Here is a 19,262-nt window from a genome sequence, read left to right on the forward strand (position 1 = left end):
GCTAATTCCGGTTAGATTTGCATAAGTTTGGAAGAACGGTTACCGCCTTGCCGTTTGCATTTTCGATTGCGCTGGACTTGCAGTGAAATGCAGCTGACTAGCGTCAGCATTGGATGCCACGAACCCAGCTATAAGAACGGTATCGCATTGCGTTGGTATAGAGGAGATTGGATATGGCAGTTTCAGTGGCGGAAAAAACTCATCAACAGGAAGTGGCTGCGGGAGAACGCTTCGCTTTCGGCGAGAACTGGAAACGATTTTTGACACTGTTGAACGAGGAACGGATCAAGCAGGCGAAGGTCAGTCTCAGGGAAATGCTCGAAGTCGAACATCTGAACGGAAAAACATTCCTCGACATCGGCAGCGGCAGCGGTTTGTTTTCGCTTGCCGCTCGCATGCTGGGCGCGAAAGTGGTGTCCTTCGATTACGATCCGCAATCGGTCGCTTGCACACGGGAATTAAAACGGCGCTATTTCGAACAGGATGGCGACTGGCTGGTGCAATCGGGCTCGGTGCTCGACCCCGACTATCTCGCCAGCCTGGGCACCTTCGATATCGTCTATTCCTGGGGCGTGCTGCACCACACCGGAAACATGTGGGCGGCCCTGGATAACGTCGCGCTGAATGTCGCACCGCACGGCAAGCTGTTCATTGCGTTGTACAACGACCAGCCCATCGCCAGCAAATACTGGACCTTCGTCAAGGAGACCTACAACAAATATGTCTTCACGCGCCCACTGTGGGTGGCGATTCATGCGATCTATCCGACCCTGCCTTCGATGCTGCTAAGAGCGATCAGGAAACGCGGCAACGTGCGCGGAATGAATGTCTGGTACGACCTCTACGACTGGCTGGGCGGCTACCCGTTCGAAGTCTCCGCCCCCGAGCAGATTTTCGAACACTTCAAGCGCAAGGGCTATGCGCTCACCAGACTCAAGACCGCCAGGGGACGGCTGGGCTGCAACGAGTTCGTGTTCCAGCGCCATGCCGGCCCCAGGCCGGCGCAGCAGTAACACCGATAACCCCCGGGCCATCACCCCGGCAGCGAGGTATTCGGCAGCGATGCCGCAAACGTGCTGCCCTTGCCCGGCATCGAGGTAATCGTCAGCCGCCCGCCATGGCGCAGCAGCACGTGCTTGACGATCGCCAGCCCCAGCCCCGTGCCCTGCGTTTCGCGCGAGCGGCTCTTGTCGACGCGGTAGAAACGCTCGGTCAGGCGCGGGATGTGCTCGGGGTCGATGCCGATGCCGCAATCGGTCACCGCGAAACTCAGGGCGTCGTTGGCGCGCGCCCATTTCAGGCGGATCGTGCCGCCGTTCGGCGAGTAGCGCACCGCGTTCGAGGCCAGGTTGGCAAACGCGCTGCGCAGCTCTTCCATGCTGCCCATCACGTCCGGCCCGTCGACCTCGACCTCGATCTGGTGCCGCCCGCTGGACAGCGCGCGCGCCTCCGCCGCGATCGATTCGATCATGCTGCGCACGTCGACCCGCTCGCGCTTGAGCGGATACTCGTCCGACTCCAGCCGCGACAGGGTTAGCATGTCCTGGATCAGGCGCTGCATGCGGTGCGCCTGCTCCGTCATCAGGTTCAGGTGCGCCATGCGGGTGGCGACGTCGATGCCGGGGTCGGACTGCGCGATCTCGAGGAAGCCGACGATCACCGTCAGCGGCGTGCGCAGTTCGTGCGAGGCGTTGGCGATGAAGTCGCGCCGCATCGCTTCGATCCGCTCGGTGTCGGTGGCGTCGTGCGTCACCAGGATCTGGCGCCGGTTCTCGAACGGGATGATGCGGCATTCGAGCTTGCGGCCGCGCAGCGACAGCGTGAGCGGCTGCTCGTAGCGTCCTAGGATGATGTAGTCGATGAAGTCCGGATGGCGCACCAGGTTCGTGACGCGCAGCCCCTTGTCGCGCTCCATCGTCAGGCCCAGGTGCTTCTCGGCCGCCGGATTGCACCACTCCAGGAACAGCACGTCGTCCATGATCGCCACGCCTTCCGGCAGCAGCTGCATCGCCTGGCGGAAGCGCGCCAGCCATTCGGTCAGTTCGAGCTGGTGGCGCTCGTCGTCGCGGCGCAGGCGGTAAAGACGGGCAAAGGCATCGGTCCAGGCGCCCCAGCCGTCCGGCAGGCGCGTGCTGTGCGGCTCGTTCAGCCATTGGCCGAGGCGGTACAGGTAGTTCAGCTGCACGAACACCGCCACGATCACGCCCAGCAGCGCCAGCGCCAGCGCGGCGACCGGACCGGCCATCCACCACACCACGCCGGCGCCGGCGAGCAGCAGGCCGAGACGCAGCAGCGCCGGCACCCAGAACAGCAGCTTGGGATTCATCGCGTACCGACCACGAACGTCATTTCTCGGACAGCATGTAGCCGACGCTGCGCACGGTGCGGATCAGGCCATCGGCGCTGCGCAGCGCTTTCCTCAGCCGCAGCACGTGGACGTCGACCGTACGCTCCTCGATCACGGCGTGGTCGCCCCACACCTTGTCGAGCAGCTGGGCGCGCGAGAACACGCGCTCGCGGTGCGCCATCAGGTACTTGAGCAGCTTGTATTCGGCGTTGCCGATGTCGATCTGCTGGCCCTCGACCGTCACGGTGCAGCTGTTCGGATCGAGCGTCACCGTGCCGGCGCGCAGCGGCGCCTCGGCCAGGTGCGGGCTCTTGCGGCGCAGCAGCGCGCGCGAACGGGCCAGCAGTTCGCGCGGCGAGAACGGCTTGGTGATGTAGTCGTCGGCGCCGTTGTTCAGGCCCGCCAGCTTGTCCTCTTCCATGCTCTTGGCGGTCAGCATGATCACCGGCAGGTCCTGGAAATCGCGGTCGGCGCGCAGGCGCGACAGCAGGCGCAGGCCGCTCTGGTCGGGCAGCATCCAGTCGAGCAGCACCAGGTCGGGCTTGCCGCGGCTGATGCTGTCCCAGGCCGCCGCCGTGGTGTCGGCGCTGCGGATGTCCCAGCCCGCTTCGCGCAGCGAATACGTCACCAGCTCCAGGATCGCCGGCTCGTCCTCGACCACGAGGACCGAAGTGTTGTCTGCCATCGAGTCAGTCCGCCTGGGCCTGGATCTGGTCCAGCGCCACGTTGGTATGGCGGATGTCGCGCCCTTCGACCACGTAGATCACGTATTCGGCGATGTTCTTGGCATGGTCGCCGATGCGCTCGATGGCCTTGGCCACCCACAGCGTGTCGAGCGCCGACGAGATCGTGCGCGGGTCTTCCATCATGAAGGTGATGGTGCTGCGCAGGATGGTGCGGAATTCGTGGTCGACCACTTCGTCGGCCGCAATCAGCTGCAGGGCCTGCTTGCCGTCGAGGCGGGCGAAGGCGTCCAGCGCGTCGTGCAGCAGGTCGCCGGTGGCGCGCGCGATGGTGCGCACGGTGTCGAAGTGGGCGATGCCGACCACGCCGCGCTCGTGCAGGCTCTTGGCGGTGCGCGCGATCTTGGTCGCCTCGTCGCCGATGCGCTCGAGGTCGGTGATGACCTTGATGGTGGCCATCACGGTGCGCAGGTCGTTGGCGGTCGGCTGGCGCTTGACGATCAGGTGGCTGCAGGCGTCGTCGAGCGAGACTTCGAGCTGGTTGACCGCCTGGTCCTCGGCCATCACGCGCTCGGCGCGCGCGGTGTCGCCGATGCGGAAGCACTCGATCGCGTCTTCGAACTGGGTTTCCACCATGCCGCCCATCAGCAGGACCTTGGAACGGATGCCCTCCAGTTCATGGTCGTACTGCTTGGATGAATGCTCGCCTGTCATACAACTCTCCGTCTGATGTTCTTGTGAATGGGTCTGATTGCGGTGCTGCGCGGTCCGGGATCAGCCGAAGCGGCCGGTGATGTAATCCTGGGTTTCCTTGCGCGCCGGCTTCATGAAGATCTGGTCGGTCTCGCCGAATTCGACCAGTTCCCCCAGGTACATGTACGCAGTGTAATCCGAGCAGCGCGCCGCCTGCTGCATATTGTGGGTCACGATGGTGATCGTGTAGTCCTGCTTCAGTTCGCTGATCAGTTCTTCGATCTTGGCGGTCGAGATCGGGTCCAGCGCCGAGGTCGGTTCGTCGAGCAGCAGCACGTCGGGCTTGACCGCCACGCCGCGCGCGATGCACAGGCGCTGCTGCTGGCCGCCGGACAGCGACAGGCCGCTCTTGCCCAATTTATCCTTGGCTTCTTCCCACAGCGCCGCCTTCTTCAGCGCCCATTCGACGCGCTCGTCCATCTCGCCCTTGGACAGGTTTTCGTACAGGCGCACGCCGAAGGCGATGTTGTCGTAGATCGACATCGGGAACGGGGTCGGCTTCTGGAACACCATGCCGATCTTGGCGCGCAGCATGTTGACGTCGACGCCCGGCTCCAGGATGTTGCGGCCGCGGTACTGGATCGATCCTTCGGCGCGCTGGCCCGGATACAGATCGTACATCCGGTTCAGGGTGCGCAGCAGGGTCGACTTGCCGCAGCCCGACGGGCCGATGAAGGCCGTCACCTGCTTGTCGTGGATGTCGAGCGAGACGTTTTTCAGGCTCTGCGTTTTACCGTAGAAGAAATTCAGGCCGGAGATCTCGATAGTCTTGGTCTTTGCGGCTGCAGCAGAGGCCGGGATCGGGGTTGCCATAGTAGCTTGGGTCATGGTTTCGTCAGGATAAATTAACGCGGAGTCTTCTGGGTAAAGACGGTACGCGACAGGATGTTCAGGAACAACACGGTAAAGGTCACCAGCAGCGCCCCGCCCCAGGCCAGCGAACGCCAGTCGTCATACGGGCTCATCGCGAACTTGTAGATCACGGACGGCAGATTCGCCATCGGCGCGTTCATGTCGGTGCTGAAGAACTGGTTGTCGAGCGCGGTGAACAAGAGCGGCGCGGTCTCGCCCGAGATGCGGGCCAGCGCCAGCAGCACGCCGGTGATCACGCCGGCTTTCACGGCGCGCAGGCGCACCATCAGGGCCACCTTCCAGCGCGGCGCGCCGAGGGCGAACGCGGCTTCGAGCAGGCTGTTCGGCACCAGGCGCAGCATGTTGTCGGTGGTGCGCACCACCACCGGCACCGCGATCAGGGTCAGCGCGATGCTGCCGGCGTAGCCCGCGAAGTGCTGCACCTTGGCCACGTACAGGGCGTAGACGAACAGGCCGATCACGATCGACGGCGCCGACAGCATGATGTCGGTGACGAAGCGCGTCACCTGGCCGAAGCGGTTGGTGTCGCCGTATTCGGCCAGGTAGATGCCGGCCAGGATGCCGATCGGGGTGCTGACCAGGGTCGACAGGCCGACGATCATCAGGCTGCCCACGATGGCGTTGCGCAAGCCGCCGCCTTCGCTGCCCGGGGCCGGGGTGTCGCCGGTGAAGAAGGTGCCCGACAGCGCGCCCAGGCCGTTCACCAGCAGGGTCCACAGGATCCAGGCCAGGAAGCCCAGGCCGATCGCCATCGCCACCACCGACAGGATGATGCCGACGCGGTGCGCCAGCAGGCGCTTGCGGTAGACAGGGTTCTTCACGTTCATTTCGTACCTTCCTTGCGGGACATCCCCGCCAACATCAGTTTCGCGGCCGACAGCACCAGGAAGGTGATACCGAACAGGATCAGGGCCAGGGCGAACAGCGAAGCCACGTGTTCCGGCGTCGCCGCTTCGGCGAATTCGTTGGCCAGCGTCGACGAGATCGAGTTACCCGGCATGAACAGCGAGGCCGACAATGCATGCGCATTGCCGATCACGAAGGTCACCGCCATGGTCTCGCCCAGGGCGCGGCCCAGGCCCAGCATCACGCCGCCGACCACGCCGGTGCGGGTGTACGGCAGCACCACCTTGCGCACCACTTCCCACTTGGTGCAGCCGAGGCCGTAAGCGGACTCCTTGAGCACGGTCGGCACGATCTCGAACACGTCGCGCATCACCGAGGCGATGAAGGGGATGATCATGATCGCCAGGATCAGGCCGGCGGTCAGGATGCCGATGCCCATGGTCGGGCCCTGGAACAGCGCGCCCAGCACCGGCACCTGGCCCAGCGTGGCTTTCAGGAACGGCTGGATATGGTCGGCGAACAGCGGCGCGAACACGAACAGGCCCCACATGCCGTAGATGATCGACGGCACGCCGGCCAGCAGTTCGACTGCGGTGCCGAGCGGACGGCGCAGCCAGGTCGGGCAGATCTCGGTCAGGAACAGCGCGATGCCGAAGCTGATCGGGAACGCCACCGCCAGGGCGATGAACGAGGTAGCCACGGTGCCGTAGATCGCGATCATGGCGCCGAATTCGTCGCCCACCGGATCCCACTCCACGCGCGTGATGAAGGCGGCGCCGAATTTGTCGAAGGCCGGGGCGGCGCCGATCGCCAGCGAGATGATGATGCCGACCAGCGCCGCCAGCACCGAGATGGCGAACAGCAGCGTGATCTTGTGGAAGAAGAAGTCCTGCATGCGCTGGTTGCGCATGGTCTTGTGCAGGGCGGCGTACTGGCGCGCTTCCAGATCGGGATCGGCCACCGCCTTGGCAGGCAGCTTGTTCAGTGTCACGGATGGGTGGGCGCTCATATCGGTATAAGTAGCGTTTTTGTCAATATTGCTGGCGTGCGGAAGGGCCGGAACACGCCGGCCCACCTTGGTGTGTGACTGAATTACCAGAGCGCCTTGCCGGCCGCGTCCTTCATATTGGCCTTCCACGCGTCCTGCACCAGCTTGGTGACGGCGTCCGGCATCGGCACGTAGTCCAGCTCGGCCGCGGCGGCGTCGCCGTTCTTGTAGGCCCAGTCGAAGAACTTCAGCACTTCCTTGCCTTTATTGGCGTCGGCCTGCGACTTGTGCACCAGGATGTACGAAGCGCCGGTGATCGGCCAGCTGCCCTTGCCGGCCTGGTCGGTCAGGACCACGCCGAAGCCCGGGGTTCCGGCCCAGTTGGCGCCGCTTGCCGCCGCCATGAAGGCGTCGTCGCTCGGTTGCAGGAACACGCCGTCCTTGTTCTGGAGCTGGGTGTGCGCCATCTTGTTCTTCTTGGCGTAGGCCCATTCGACGTAGCCGATGCCGCCCTTGATGCGCTGCACGTTGGCGGCCACGCCTTCGTTGCCCTTGCCGCCCACGCCAACCGCCCACTTGACGGTGGTGCCTGCACCGATCGTGGTTTTCCACGCCGGGCTGGTCTTGGCCAGGAAGTCGGTCCACAGGAACGAGGTGCCCGAGCTGTCGGCGCGGCGCACCACGGTAATGTCGGTATCCGGCAGCTTGACGCCCGGGTTCAGCGCGGCGATCTGCGGCGCGTTCCACTTGGTGATCTTGCCCAGGTAGATGTCGGCGATCACGGCGCCGGTGAGCTTCAGCTGGCCCGGGGCGATGCCCGGCAGGTTCACGATCGGCACCACGCCGCCCATGATGGCCGGGAACTGGATCAGGCCCGCAGTGTTGAGTTCGGCTGCGGCGAGCGGCATGTCGGAGGCGCCGAAGTCGACGGTCTTGGCCTTGATCTGCTTGATGCCGGCGCCCGAGCCGACCGACTGGTAGTTCAGGCCATTGCCGGACGCCTTCTTGTACATCTCGGCCCACTTGGCGTAGATCGGGTATGGGAAGGTGGCGCCGGCGCCGGTGATGTTGGCGGCCTGTGCAGTGGCGGCGATGCTGGCCGCGGCCAGGGCGACGGAAACGAAGAGATGCTTCATGCGCATATCAGATCCTCTGGAAGTGAAAGCTCGGGATACCCCGCTGACGATGCTGCGCAGTCTAACGGGCGAATATGACAGGTTCATGACATATTGCGAAATATGACACGGACATGACACGGTGGCCAGCATGCCGCGTCAGCACTCATCATGGCGCGCGGATGCGCTGATGCAGCCGGGACCGCTTGTAAATACACCCGATTCTGCTACCCTGAAGGTGTCGTCACTAGATGGAGGGGATGCTGAAAAGCGTTTGTTTTATATGGTGTTTGATCTGATGGTCATGGGTATCCTGAGCGGCTTGGTTGGTCTGGTCGCGTTCGAAATCTTCCAGGAAGTCCGCGGCAGTTCCAAGTCACTACAAGACCGCTATCACGAATAGCGATATACCCGCTCAGTGGGTGCATATAGCCGGCGGCGAGCCATGGAGCTCGCCGCTTGTCATTGGGCGCCCGGTCAGCGCGTGAAGCGCGCCAGCGCGGTCACCGCGGCCAGCTCCAGGTTCAGGAACTGGAAGCCGACCTTGAATTCGCCGCCGCTGAAGATGCAGTACATGACCTTGGCGCGAGCCTGGATCGGCGCGAAGACGCCGTCTACCAGCAGGTCGAAGCCGACCTGGCCGGCCAGGCCCACCGGCAGCGGGTCCGGCAGGCTGACGCTGACGCCGTTGGCGCCGACGTCGGTGGTCTTGCCCATCACGGGCGCGCGGCCCTCCATGGCCAGCGCGATCTTGGTACGCACGACCTTGCGCGCGGATTGTCGTTGATCTTGTTGCACGATGTGTCCGGACTGTGAAAAACGAATGTTTATTATAGGCAATTCTGTCACAATCGGCAGTAAGCTGGCGAGGGTGACCGCAGTCACTGTTGAGTTACCGCGCACTTGAGTTACCATTCCTTATCGATCCGCCGTGACCGTGGCGGTGGCATCCGATTTGAGGAGAGCGTCGATGACAGGCAGTCGGAGTGCGATTGCAGGCAAGGCCCGTGAGATCGACCCACCGCCGACTTCATTGTCGGCGCTGTACGACAGCGCCCACCTGCTCGATGCCTTCGCGATCGAGCTGCCGCCTGGTAGCGACGCCAATGTCGATACCCTGGCGCGCATCGCCTGCGAACATCAGGCCTGGTGGATCCGCGCCCTGACCCGCCTGCGCGACGCGCTGGTGGCGCCGGCCGGGGTCAAGTCGACCTGCAAGATAGCCGCCGCAGCGCACGGCCGGGCGATCGGCTTTTTTCCGGTGCTGGCGCAGACGGCGAGCGAGATCGTGCTGGGCGCCGACGACCGCCACCTCGATTTTCGCGCCGCGATCGCGCTGCAGGAGGACGCTGGCGGCCGGCGCGAACTGGTCGCAGTGACGGTGGTGCATTGCCACAACCGCTTCGGACACTGCTACCTGGCGGCGATCACGCCGTTCCACCGCCTGATCGTCAAAGCCAATATGGAACGCACGGTGCGGACCGTGCAGCGCTCTGAAGAAGAGCGCGTGTCCGCCTAGCGCTCGGTTCAGTCCAATCCGGGTTCAGTCCAGCTCGCGCAGCTTGGCGAACGCTTCCTCGATGCGCTCGACCGCGACGATGGTCATGCCCTCGACCTTCTGCTTGGGCGCATTCGCCTTCGGGATCACCGCCACCGAGAAGCCGAGTTTGGCCGCTTCGCGCAGGCGCTCCTGGCCGCGCGGGGCCGGACGGATCTCGCCGGCCAGGCCGACTTCGCCGAACACCACCAGCCCGCGCGGCAGCGGCTTGTTGCGCATCGACGAATTGATCGCCAACAGCACCGCCAGGTCGGCCGCCGGTTCGGCGATTTTCACGCCGCCGACCGCGTTGATGAACACGTCCTGGTCGAACGCCGCGATGCCGGCGTGACGGTGCAGCACCGCCAGCAGCATCGCCAGGCGGTTCTGTTCCAGGCCGACCGACAGCCGGCGCGCGTTGGGCAGATGGCTGGTGTCGACCAGCGCCTGGATCTCGACCAGCAGCGGGCGCGTGCCCTCCTGCGTCACCATCACGCACGATCCCGGCACCTGGCTGTCGTGCTGCGACAGGAACAGCGCCGACGGATTCGACACGCCCTTGAGGCCCTTCTCGCTCATCGCGAACACGCCCAGCTCGTTCACCGCGCCGAAGCGGTTCTTGATGGCGCGCACCAGGCGGAAGCTCGACTGCGTATCGCCCTCGAAATACAGCACGGTGTCGACGATGTGCTCCAGCACGCGCGGACCGGCCAGCGCGCCCTCCTTGGTGACGTGGCCGACCAGGATGATGGTCACGCCGGTCTGCTTGGCCACGCGCGTCAGCTGCGCCGCGCATTCGCGCACCTGCGACACCGAACCGGGAGCGGCGGTGAGCGCGTCCGAATACATGGTCTGGATCGAGTCGATCACCACCACGTCGGGCTTGATGTCGGCGATGGTGCCGAGGATTTTCTCGAGCTGGATCTCGGCCTGCAGCTTGAGGTCGCGGGCGTCCACCGCCAGACGCTTGGCGCGCAGCGCGATCTGGGCGCCGGATTCCTCGCCGCTGACGTACAAGGTGCTGCGCGTCGCCGACAGGCTGGAGAGCGCCTGCAGCAGCAGGGTCGACTTGCCGATGCCGGGGTCGCCGCCGATCAGCACCACGCCGCCGGCCACCAGGCCGCCGCCCAGCACGCGGTCGAATTCCTCGATGCCGGTGCCGAAGCGCGGCACGTCGATCGCTTCGATGTCGCTAAGGGACAGCACCGGCGCGGTCTGGGCCAGGCTGCGGTGCTGGGTCTGCGACATGCGGTTCACGCCGGGCGCCTCGACCACGGTCTCGACCATCGTGTTCCAGGCCTTGCAATCGGCGCACTGGCCGGTCCAGCGGGTGGCGATCGCGCCGCACTCGCTGCAGGTAAAATTGGTTTTTGCTTTTGCCATGATCGCGCTCTTGCTGTTCCCTGGTTTTTATGACGTCTGTATATGGGGACTCAGCCGTCGCTTCCAAGCCGGCCTTCGGTCACGCGCACGCGCGGCGCCAGCGCGCACATCAGCTCATAGCCGATCGTGCCGGCGGCGTGCGCCACCTCGTCGATCGGCAGTCCGTCGCCCCACAGGGTGACCTTGCTGCCGACGCGCGCGTTCGGGATCGGCGTCAGGTCGACCGTCATCATGTCCATCGAGACCCGGCCCACCAGCGTGGTGCGCACGCCGTCGATGATCACCGGCGTGCCGTGCGGCGCGCTGCGCGGATAGCCGTCGGCATAGCCGCAGGCCACCACCCCGATCTTCATCGGGCCAGGGGCCTCGAAGCGGCTGCCGTAGCCGACCGTCTCGCCCTGGGCGATTTCCTGGATCCCGATCACTTCCGAGCGCAGCGTCATGGTCGGACGCAGGCCGAACTCCGCCGCGCTGCGCCCGCCCGGGGTGCCGCCGTACAGCATGATGCCGGGGCGGACCCAGTCGTTCGAGAGCTGCTCGGCGAGTTCGGCCTGGTGCAGCACGCCGCCCGAATTCGACAGGCTGCGCTCTCCCGCCAGGTCGCCCGCGCCTTCGCGGAAGCACCGCACCTGCTCGCCGATGGTCAGGCGCGGGTGTTCCAGCTCGTCGGCATTGGCAAAGTGGGTCATGTGGGTGATGCTGCGCACGTCGCGGATCGCGCGCAGGCGCTCGTAGGCGGCGGCGTATTCGTGCGGACGGAAGCCGAGCCGGTTCATGCCGGTGTTCATCTTGAGATAGACGTCGATCGGCCGGTACAATGGCGTGTACTCCAGCATCTTGATCTGCTCGATGCAGTGCACGGCGGTCGAGATATTGTGTTCGCCCAGTTGCGGCAGGTCGGCCGCCTCGAAGAAACCCTCTAATAAGAGAATCGGCTTGATCCAGCCGAGTTCGCGCAGGCGCAGCGCCGCGTCCTGCTCGACCAGGGCCAGGCCGTCGGCGGTGGCGAAGCCGCGCATGGCGCGCTCCAGGCCGTGGCCATAGGCGTCGGCCTTGACGACCGCCCAGATCCTGGCGCTGGGCGCGCAGGTACGCGCCTGCGACAGGTTGTGCTGCATCGAGTCGAGGTGGATGGTGGCAAAAAGCGGGCGCGGCATGGCGGGATTCTGGGTTGGGCGTAAAGGGGTATTTTACCGGAGCGCGGCCGGCGCCGCTGGCGGGCGCCAGGTCGTTCCGCACTGGTCGCCGCACGCCGTCAAGCACGGCGCATGCGGGTTTCGCGACTATCGAACGTTCGTTCTCCGCTTCGTCGCGCCCGCCATTCATGGTATAAAGCAACCCGGACCAGATTTTAGAATTCTCGAATGAACCGTGGTTTCTATACCATCATGGCGGCGCAGTTCTTCTCGTCGCTGGCGGATAACGCGCTCCTGTTCGTCGCCATCAGCCTGCTGGTGGCGATGGACGCGCCGGCGTCGCTGACACCGCTATTGAAACTGTCGTTCGTGCTGTTCTACGTTTTGCTGGCCGCCTTTGTCGGCGCCTTCGCCGATGCGCTGCCCAAGGGCCGCGTGATGTTCATCGCCAACGTCATCAAGGTGTTCGGCTGTGGACTGATGTTCCATACCGTCCATCCCCTGCTCTCCTACGCCGTGGTCGGCTTCGGCGCCGCCGTGTATTCGCCGGCCAAGTACGGCATCCTGACCGAACTGCTGCCGCCCGAAAAACTGGTGCCGGCCAACGGCTGGATCGAAGGCCTGACCGTGATGTCGATCATCCTCGGCACCGTCCTCGGCGGCGCCCTTGTGAGCGAGCGCGGCGCCAATTTCCTGTTGTCGTTCGAGCTCCCGCACCTGCTCGGCATCGGCACCGGCGCCGAAGCGGCGATGGCAGTGGTGGTCGCGATCTATCTGCTGGCCGCGCTGTTCAACCTGCGCATCCCGGACACCGGCGCGCGCTACGAACACCAGGAACGCAATCCGATCAAGCTGATCACCGACTTCGCCAACTGCTCGGCCACGCTGTGGCGCGACAAGCTGGGCCAGATCTCGCTGGCGGTGACGACCCTGTTCTGGGGCGCCGGCGCCACCCTGCAATTCATCGTGCTGAAATGGGCCGAGCGCTCGCTGCACCTGCCGCTCGACAAAGCCACCAACCTGATCGGCGTGGTCGCGATCGGCGTCGCGCTGGGCGCGGCGATGGCGGCGCGCATGGTCCCGCTGAAGAAATCCCTCACCGTGATCCCGATGGGCATCGTCATGGGGCTGGTAGTGACCAGCATGGTGTTCGTCACCTCGGTCTCGCTGGCTTACCCGCTGCTGGCCCTGATCGGCTTCCTGTCGGGCTTCTTCGTGGTGCCGATGAACGCGCTGCTGCAGCACCGCGGCCACGTACTGATGAGCGCCGGCCACTCGATCGCGGTCCAGAACTTCAACGAAAACCTGTCGATCCTGACCATGCTCGCGGCCTACGCCATCATGATCACGCTGAACCTGGACCTGGACCTCATCATCGTCATCTTCGGACTGTCGGTGGCCGGGATCATGCTCCTGATCCAGCGCCGCCATACGCTCAACCAGCGCGAGCACGATTCGCTGGGATTGATCGGCGAAGGCAAGCACTGATTCACCGGGCCCGGGACGGCCGCGCCGCTCACGCAAGCGTCAGGCCGGCCAGCATGCCCACGCCGGCGGCGCCGAACGCCAGGCCCACCACCGCATCGAACCAGCGCCGCGCGCGCACGTACAGCCTGCGCGCGACGGCGGTCGAAAACACGACGGCATAGCCCAGGAAAATGATGGCGCCGATTGCCAGGCAAGCTGCCACCACCGGCAAGCCGGCGCTGACCCCGGCGTCACCGTCGAGCGCCAGCGCGATGATCGACAGCCAGACCAGGATCGCTTTCGGATTGGTCAGGTGCAGCGCCGCGCCCCGGCAGTACAGCGCCAGCGCCGATCCGGCGTGCGCGTCCGATCCGGCTGCGGCGGCGCCCGGCACGTCGCCTGCCAGCGCCCTGCGCAGCGCCTTGAAAGACAGCCACAAGAGATAAACGCCGCCGGCCGTCTTCATCGCGACCAGGATCGACGGCGCCTTCACCAGCGCCGCCGCCACGCCGAACGCGGTCAACGCGCCCCATATCGCCGAGCCGCTGACCACGCCCAGCGCGAATACCAGCGCGCGCCGCCGCCCACCCTGCATCGCGGTCGCCATGATGGCCAGGTTGCTGGGGCCGGGGCTGGCCGCGCCGAATGCATACGCCGAACAGGCCACGACCATGTTCGCGCTGACGAGCGATACGAATGCCATGTGCTTTCCTTTCGCGGCGCGCCCCGCCGGAGCGGATGCCGGCGACGGGCGGCGCACGATGCACAAGGCTAGCAGACGGCGACGCCGCGAAAGCGCATCAATTCTCACTGCACGACGGGCCCGGCGCGCGAATGTGCTTATACCGACTTCACCATCCGCACGTCGGCCGCGCGCTGGCGCCAGTCGTTCGGCACGACGAAGCCGCGTTCGACCTCTTCGATCACCTCGCCCTGGCGGCGCACGATTGCCACCAGCACCGGCGTGCCCGAGGTCGCGAACTGTTCTTCCAGTTCCTGCATCAGCTGGGCGCGGTCAAGCATCGGGGCGGCCGAACAGGCGCGCAGCGGCGCCAGCCATTGCAGCTTGGGCAGGACCAGGAATTCCTCGCCGGCCTGCGCGTCGAATTCGTCGAGCGCGCACCAGAAGCCGCGGCAGTGGCCCGCCGCGATGCCCTGCATCGCCGGCCAGCTGCCGGATGGGTAGAACAGCCAGCCTTTCACCAGCGCCCGGGCGCGCGTCACGGGACGCGGCAGCAGCGGCTGCGCGGCCGGATGCTGGCCAAGGGCCAGCTGGCGCTCGAACACCTTGCGCATCTTGACGCCCAGGCTATCGGCCAGGTTGGGGCCGACCAGCGCGTCGAACTGCTGGCCGGCGCCGCCGTCGAGCAGGTAGAACTTGGTGGCAAACTCGATGTGCTCCACCGCATCCGGCCCGGCGTCGAGCAGGAAGTCGAATTCGCCGACCGTGTCGTTGCGCGCGGCGCGTATCTGCAGGCCGTGCGCCACCAGCCGGCCCTGCCGGGCGAAGTAGAACGCCATCAGCTTTTCGGCGTACAGGCCAAGCCGGGTATGGGTGCGGGCGCCAAGGGCGGCATCGAGTTCGGTGGGATCGGCGTCCAGGCACGCCAGCCAGTCGGCGACGTCCGGCGCTACGCCTCCCAGCGTGGCGACGCGGCCCGCCCACTCGGGCGCATGGACGTCGAGCAGGTCGGGCGCGTCGAGCAGCCAGGCCAGCGCGCGCACCTGCGCGCGCCGCAGATGGCCCCAGCGGCGGTGGAACTGCTCCTGGTAAGTCTCAGTCGCCGCCATCGAGCGAACGCGCCCGGCACAGGTCGGCCCAGGCCAGCGCCTTGTCGAAGCCGCGCCGCAGCAGCTCGCCCGGATGCAGCGTGGCCACCAGCGGCTTGCCGCCGAACTGATGGACCTGGCCGCGCAAGCCGGCCAGCGGCTCCTGCAGCGCGCGGCCGAGCAGGCCGTTGGCCGCGACCTGGCCCAGCGTCAGCACGGTGCGCGCGCCGCTCAGGGCCAGCTCGCGCTCCAGGAACGGGCGGCAGGCCGCCACTTCCTCGGCGGTCGGAGCGCGCTCGCCGCCCTTGGCGTTGGTGGGACGGCACTTGACCAGCGGCGTGACGTAGACATCGCGTTCGCGCGACAGGCCGACCGCGTGCAGCATGTTGTCGAGCAGCGTGCCGGGGTCGCCGCTGAGCGGCTGGCCGGCGCTTTCGTCGACCGCGCTGGCGGTGCCGGCGGCGACCAGCCAGCGCGCCTGGCGCGCACCGCTGCCCTGCACCGGTTTGCGGCCTGCGCCGCAGGCGCTGCAGTGCTTGCAGTCGGCGATGGCGGCGCGCAGCGCCGGCCAGTCCATGGCCGCGACGTCGGGCGCGGCTTCTTCGACCGGCGTGTCGTCGTCCCAGGCCGCTTCCACCGGTTCGGGCGCGGGATTGCGGTACGGCGGCGCCGACAGCGGGGTATGCTGGCGCACCGGCGGCGCGGGGTTGGCGGCCGGCGCCGGCTGCTGGTCCTGATCTTGCTCGACAGGCCGCGGCGCGGCGTCCTGCGGCGCCACCAGAATTGCGACGTCCTGCTCCGATTCCGGCGCCGCCTCCGCCGGCGGCGCGCTGCGCAACTGCCACAGCGGCCCGATGCCCATCTCGGCCAGGAACAGCGCGTCGCGCTGGCTCACGTTCTTCATAGTTCGAGCCTCATCACGATGGCGTCTTCGCGCCCGCCTGGCCCGGCCGGGTAATAACCCTTGCGGCGGCCGATCTCGACATAACCATAGCGGCGATAGACCGCCAGCGCGCGCTCGTTCGAGGGCCGCACTTCGAGCAGGATCGAGGCCATGCCTTGCTGTTTTGCGCGCGCGCCGATGCGCCCCAGCAGGCGCCGGCCCAGGCCCTGGCGCTGCAGCGGCGCGGCCACGGCGACGTCGAGCAGATGCGCTTCGTCGACCGCGTACATCAGCAGGTAGTAGCCGGCCAGGCCGCCGGCGGCGTCGCGCACGGTCCAGCAGTCGTAGCCGCTGTCGACCGAGTCGGCGAAGTTCTTGCGGCTCCACGGATACGGAAACACGCTGCATTCGAGCGCCCACACCTCGTCGACGTCGGCGTGCGTCATCGGCGCCGCCACCAGGCCGTGTTCCAGTGCCTCGCTCATGATGCGCCTTGGCCGGCCTTGGCGGCATTGATCGCCTGGCGCTCGGCGCTGGTATAGGCGACCTTGTTGCGCAGGTAGAGCGGCTGGGCCTGGGCCGCCGGCACGCCCTGCCCGGCCGCCAGCGCGGCCACGGCCAGCAGCGCCAGTTCGCGCGCGTGCGGCACGATATCAAGCATGGCGTCCTGCGCAAAGGCCTTGCCGGCAAAGGCGTCGGCGTATTCGCTCAGGCCGTTACCGCAGGCGCGCAGGCCATCGGCCGGCAGCGGCGCCACGTCCTGCGGCGCGCTCAGGGCCGGCGCCAGCACTTCGCGCCAACCGTCTGCGTCTTCATATCTATACTGAGCCCAGTAGACTTCGCCCATGCGCGCATCCAGCACCGCCAGCACCTCGCTGGCGCCGGTGCTGGCGCGGCACGCTTCGGCCATCGCTTCCAGCGTCACCAGCGGCAGCACCGGCAGGTTGGCGCCGTAAGCCAGCCCCTGGGCCACGCCGCAGGCGGTACGCACGCCGGTGAACGAGCCGGGCCCGGCGCCGAAGGCGATCGCGTCGACCTGGGCCAGGGTGACGCCGGCTTCGCCCAGCAATTCCTGCACCATGGGCAGGACCGATTGCGAATGGGTGCGCACGCCGGACGATGCGCGAGTGAGGACTTTCCGAGCTGCGTGCTCGCCGGTCAGCAGCGCGCACGACGCCAGCTCGGCCGAGGTTTCAATGGCAAGGATAATAGGCATTCCGGTATTTTACCTGCTCGGCCCGACCGCATCCACGGCCGATCGACAACGGGCGCGGCGGGTTCACGTTCGCGACCGCCGCGCAGCTTGCGTCCGACTCGCTGTAAAATGCCGCTCATGCATAGCCTGACGCTCGACTCCACCACCCGCGACCGGATCGCCGCCACCCTCGACGGCGACGGCTGGACCGTCGCCTGCCTGTGCGCCGCCTGGTGCGGCACCTGCTCGACCTACCGCGCCACCTTCGAAGAGATCGCCGCGCGCCACCCGGACAAGCAGTTCGTCTGGATCGACATCGAAGACCAGGCCGACCTGGTCGGCGACCTCGACGTCGAGAACTTCCCGACCCTGCTGCTGCAACGCGGCGGCACGGTCGCCTTCTTCGGCACCATGGTGCCGGACGGCGGCGTGGCCGACCGCCTGGTGCAGGCCCAGGCCGAACAGTCGCTCGAAGAACTGGCGCGCCTGGCCGGGTCGACCGACGAGCGGCGCGAGTGGCAGCGCGAGTGCAATCTGCGCGTGCTGCTGGGCGGCGCGGCGTAAGGTCGAGCAGCTTGCAATACCACGTCCGCCCTCAGGTTTCGAACGAGACCAGCGCATCGTAATATCGATTCATGGCGCCGAACAGCTGTTCGGACACCGCGTGGAACTCGGCCTCGTCATCGCCATCGAATCCCTGGTCGTTCCACGATCCCATGCCGCCAAATACGTCGGCGGCCGATATCGCGGCCAGTCCGAGCACGCGGCTTGCTCCCCATCCGAACGCGCCGAACTTGTCGATGAAGCGATCGACCGACTGCCATGTGGCCAACGGCCGGCCGGAATCGTTACGTCGAAGCGCAGCCAGATCAGGCACGTCATCGCCTTCGGCGTGCGCGGCCAGATGCAATGCGAACTCGAACGTGTCGACAAACGGCGATTCGACGCGGCGGGCGAAGTCCCTGGTCGCGCACAGTGCTGCAATGAAATCCTGCCTGGACCGGCCGAGTGGAGGCGTCGCATCTATGGGAACAGCGCCTTCAATCCGGTCGAGCACGTAGGACATCCTTGGCCGGTCCACTTTGCACATTCTCCAACCGAGATCGTGCTGGAGACGCCCCCGATAATGCAGGCGGCGCCGCTCTTCATCATCAGGGCCGAACACATGCTTGAGATCGTGCGGAATAACGGGCTGCGTCCCCGAGCGCTGGCATTCAATCCGAACCAATTCGACCAGCTCATGACATATCGGCCACGCTTCGTCTGCCGATAATCCGGCAAGATAATCCGGCCAATTGCACGCGGCAATATTGGGAAATTCATCGAGGTCGTATTCTTCCTCGTCCAGGGATTCACGCAGCCTGTCTTGATCCCCGGTGATTTGCCAGATGCGGGCGCTGAATCCCTGGGCTTCGATCAAGCGTAACAGTTGCGCACCGCTGACGTCCTCGTCAATGATTTCAAGCCATATCATCGGTTCGAGGTGTTCGAAGAACGGTGTGACCGCTTTGACAAGTTCTGCGAACTCGGATGGAATGGAAAATGGTTCGTCGAAGGTCAGTGCCTCGACCTGGATCTCGCGAAAAATCTGGTCGCCCATGACTTCCCAGTCGTGCTCGCCCGCCTGCGACGAGAAATGACTTTGCAGGCTGGCCGGCGCGATCTCATCCATGCCGTTGCACCTGTGGAATTGATTGATCTCTGACAGGACGATCGGCCAATAGAAGTCCGGGCATGTTTGCCGGGCCAGCAGACGAACGAACAAGGGCGCGGTCAATAACAACCTGGGGCCCGTGGCAGTACCCTGCGCATGCAGGAAGTGTCCGCGGTCAGTTTTCAGACTCAACAGCATCGGCAGTCCACCGGCGAATCCGGCCATCATGTGCGGCGGACGCCCGTCGTCGTCCTCATCGTTCTCATCGTCCTCGTCTTCCTCGTCTTCCTCGTCGTCGGTGTCACCCTCCGCTTCGCTGCCCTCCTCGTCATCATCCTCGGCGTGATCGCATTCCGGACAAGTGACCACGACCACGCTGACGACGTGTTCGGCACGCCGCGCTTCGATCCACTGCAGCAGCGATACGTTTGGTTCAAACCCATTGCGTACTACTGCATTGGGTGCGGCATCACCTTCGCCGGCATCGAGTCGACAGAACTGGGCTGCCTTGTCCAATGCCGCGGCGAGGCGGTTGTCGGCAACGGTGAGCAGTCCGGCAGTTAATGCGAGAAAAACACGGTTCGAGTTCATGGCAGCCTTTGGCAGTGAAGGACGCCATAGTGTCGCGGTTC

21 protein-coding genes are annotated in these 19,262 nt (G+C 65.8%); 5 read left to right on the forward strand and 16 right to left on the reverse strand.

The genetic code is table 11. The features are described from left to right. Nucleotides 1-173 precede the first annotated feature (173 nt). Nucleotides 174-1,013: a bifunctional 2-polyprenyl-6-hydroxyphenol methylase/3-demethylubiquinol 3-O-methyltransferase UbiG gene (locus QPK27_RS14270; RefSeq protein ID WP_290418917.1), complete on the forward strand. Its 840-nt coding sequence runs from the start codon at nt 174-176 to the stop codon at nt 1,011-1,013. A 20-nt stretch (nt 1,014-1,033) separates the two neighbouring features. Here the strand turns inward: QPK27_RS14270 and phoR are convergent, their stop codons facing one another. The 7 genes from phoR to pstS form a co-directional block, all read right to left on the reverse strand. After that, entirely contained in the window at nt 1,034-2,326 is a 1,293-nt protein-coding gene (gene phoR, locus QPK27_RS14275; RefSeq protein ID WP_290418918.1) for a phosphate regulon sensor histidine kinase PhoR, read from the reverse strand. 19 nt (nt 2,327-2,345) lie between these two features. Further along, nucleotides 2,346-3,032: a response regulator gene (locus QPK27_RS14280; protein ID WP_290418919.1), complete on the reverse strand. Its 687-nt coding sequence runs from the start codon at nt 3,030-3,032 to the stop codon at nt 2,346-2,348. 4 nt (nt 3,033-3,036) lie between these two features. Further along, a complete protein-coding gene (phoU, locus tag QPK27_RS14285; protein ID WP_290418920.1) occupies nt 3,037-3,744 on the reverse strand; it encodes a phosphate signaling complex protein PhoU in 708 nt (235 codons plus the stop codon). A 60-nt stretch (nt 3,745-3,804) separates the two neighbouring features. Continuing rightward, nucleotides 3,805-4,611, reverse strand: a complete 807-nt coding sequence (pstB, locus tag QPK27_RS14290; protein WP_290418921.1) for a phosphate ABC transporter ATP-binding protein PstB — start codon at nt 4,609-4,611, stop codon at nt 3,805-3,807. A 17-nt stretch (nt 4,612-4,628) separates the two neighbouring features. After that, nucleotides 4,629-5,483: a phosphate ABC transporter permease PstA gene (gene pstA, locus QPK27_RS14295; protein ID WP_290418922.1), complete on the reverse strand. Its 855-nt coding sequence runs from the start codon at nt 5,481-5,483 to the stop codon at nt 4,629-4,631. Continuing rightward, nucleotides 5,480-6,511 carry a phosphate ABC transporter permease subunit PstC gene (gene pstC / locus QPK27_RS14300; RefSeq protein WP_290418923.1) on the reverse strand — a complete coding sequence of 344 codons (1,032 nt, stop codon included), beginning with the start codon at nt 6,509-6,511 and terminating at the stop codon, nt 5,480-5,482. Before pstC ends, pstA begins: the two co-directional genes overlap by 4 nt. Before the next feature lie 83 nt (nt 6,512-6,594). After that, a complete protein-coding gene (gene pstS, locus QPK27_RS14305; RefSeq protein WP_290418924.1) occupies nt 6,595-7,632 on the reverse strand; it encodes a phosphate ABC transporter substrate-binding protein PstS in 1,038 nt (345 codons plus the stop codon). Between the two features lie 124 nt (nt 7,633-7,756). On the opposite strand from pstS, the gene QPK27_RS14310 reads away from it, so the two are divergent. Then, nucleotides 7,757-8,008, forward strand: coding sequence for a hypothetical protein (locus QPK27_RS14310; protein ID WP_290418925.1), 252 nt, complete (start codon nt 7,757-7,759; stop codon nt 8,006-8,008). Nucleotides 8,009-8,082: 74 nt separating this feature from the next. Here the strand turns inward: QPK27_RS14310 and QPK27_RS14315 are convergent, their stop codons facing one another. Further along, nucleotides 8,083-8,403 (reverse strand): PilZ domain-containing protein, encoded by a 321-nt coding sequence (locus QPK27_RS14315; RefSeq protein WP_290418926.1) that lies wholly within the window; start codon nt 8,401-8,403, stop codon nt 8,083-8,085. A gap of 172 nt (nt 8,404-8,575) precedes the next feature. On the opposite strand from QPK27_RS14315, the gene QPK27_RS14320 reads away from it, so the two are divergent. Continuing rightward, nucleotides 8,576-9,124, forward strand: coding sequence for a DUF2867 domain-containing protein (locus QPK27_RS14320; RefSeq protein ID WP_290418927.1), 549 nt, complete (start codon nt 8,576-8,578; stop codon nt 9,122-9,124). 24 nt (nt 9,125-9,148) lie between these two features. Here the strand turns inward: QPK27_RS14320 and radA are convergent, their stop codons facing one another. Then, nucleotides 9,149-10,525, reverse strand: a complete 1,377-nt coding sequence (gene radA / locus QPK27_RS14325; RefSeq protein WP_290418928.1) for a DNA repair protein RadA — start codon at nt 10,523-10,525, stop codon at nt 9,149-9,151. Nucleotides 10,526-10,575: 50 nt separating this feature from the next. Beyond that, nucleotides 10,576-11,682 carry an alanine racemase gene (alr, locus tag QPK27_RS14330; protein ID WP_290418929.1) on the reverse strand — a complete coding sequence of 369 codons (1,107 nt, stop codon included), beginning with the start codon at nt 11,680-11,682 and terminating at the stop codon, nt 10,576-10,578. Nucleotides 11,683-11,889: 207 nt separating this feature from the next. Here alr and lplT point away from each other — a divergent pair, with 207 nt between their 5' ends. Continuing rightward, nucleotides 11,890-13,149: a lysophospholipid transporter LplT gene (gene lplT, locus QPK27_RS14335; RefSeq protein WP_290418930.1), complete on the forward strand. Its 1,260-nt coding sequence runs from the start codon at nt 11,890-11,892 to the stop codon at nt 13,147-13,149. A 28-nt stretch (nt 13,150-13,177) separates the two neighbouring features. Here lplT and QPK27_RS14340 read toward each other — a convergent pair whose 3' ends face one another. The 5 genes from QPK27_RS14340 to tsaB all read right to left on the reverse strand — a co-directional run bounded on the left by QPK27_RS14340 (nt 13,178) and on the right by tsaB (nt 16,997). Beyond that, nucleotides 13,178-13,831, reverse strand: a complete 654-nt coding sequence (locus tag QPK27_RS14340) for a LysE family translocator (protein WP_290418931.1) — start codon at nt 13,829-13,831, stop codon at nt 13,178-13,180. Nucleotides 13,832-13,968: 137 nt separating this feature from the next. Then, on the reverse strand, nt 13,969-14,919 hold the full coding sequence (locus tag QPK27_RS14345) for a DUF1853 family protein (protein ID WP_290418932.1): 951 nt from the start codon (nt 14,917-14,919) through the stop codon (nt 13,969-13,971). After that, nucleotides 14,906-15,802, reverse strand: coding sequence for a uracil-DNA glycosylase family protein (locus tag QPK27_RS14350; protein WP_290418933.1), 897 nt, complete (start codon nt 15,800-15,802; stop codon nt 14,906-14,908). The genes QPK27_RS14345 and QPK27_RS14350 overlap by 14 nt, the downstream gene beginning before the upstream one ends. Beyond that, complete coding sequence (gene rimI, locus QPK27_RS14355; protein ID WP_290418934.1) at nt 15,799-16,266, reverse strand: ribosomal protein S18-alanine N-acetyltransferase; 468 nt, start codon at nt 16,264-16,266, stop codon at nt 15,799-15,801. The genes QPK27_RS14350 and rimI overlap by 4 nt, the downstream gene beginning before the upstream one ends. Beyond that, nucleotides 16,263-16,997 carry a tRNA (adenosine(37)-N6)-threonylcarbamoyltransferase complex dimerization subunit type 1 TsaB gene (tsaB, locus tag QPK27_RS14360; RefSeq protein ID WP_290418935.1) on the reverse strand — a complete coding sequence of 245 codons (735 nt, stop codon included), beginning with the start codon at nt 16,995-16,997 and terminating at the stop codon, nt 16,263-16,265. Before tsaB ends, rimI begins: the two co-directional genes overlap by 4 nt. A 117-nt stretch (nt 16,998-17,114) precedes the next feature. Here tsaB and QPK27_RS14365 point away from each other — a divergent pair, with 117 nt between their 5' ends. Then, nucleotides 17,115-17,540 carry a co-chaperone YbbN gene (locus tag QPK27_RS14365; RefSeq protein ID WP_290418936.1) on the forward strand — a complete coding sequence of 142 codons (426 nt, stop codon included), beginning with the start codon at nt 17,115-17,117 and terminating at the stop codon, nt 17,538-17,540. A gap of 31 nt (nt 17,541-17,571) precedes the next feature. On the opposite strand, the gene QPK27_RS14370 is transcribed toward QPK27_RS14365, so the two are convergent. Next, complete coding sequence (locus tag QPK27_RS14370) at nt 17,572-19,221, reverse strand: hypothetical protein (RefSeq protein ID WP_290418937.1); 1,650 nt, start codon at nt 19,219-19,221, stop codon at nt 17,572-17,574. Nucleotides 19,222-19,262 lie beyond the last annotated feature (41 nt).

The organism is Massilia sp. YIM B02443, assembly GCF_030411955.1.
Taxonomy (GTDB): Bacteria; Pseudomonadota; Gammaproteobacteria; order Burkholderiales; family Burkholderiaceae_D; genus Telluria.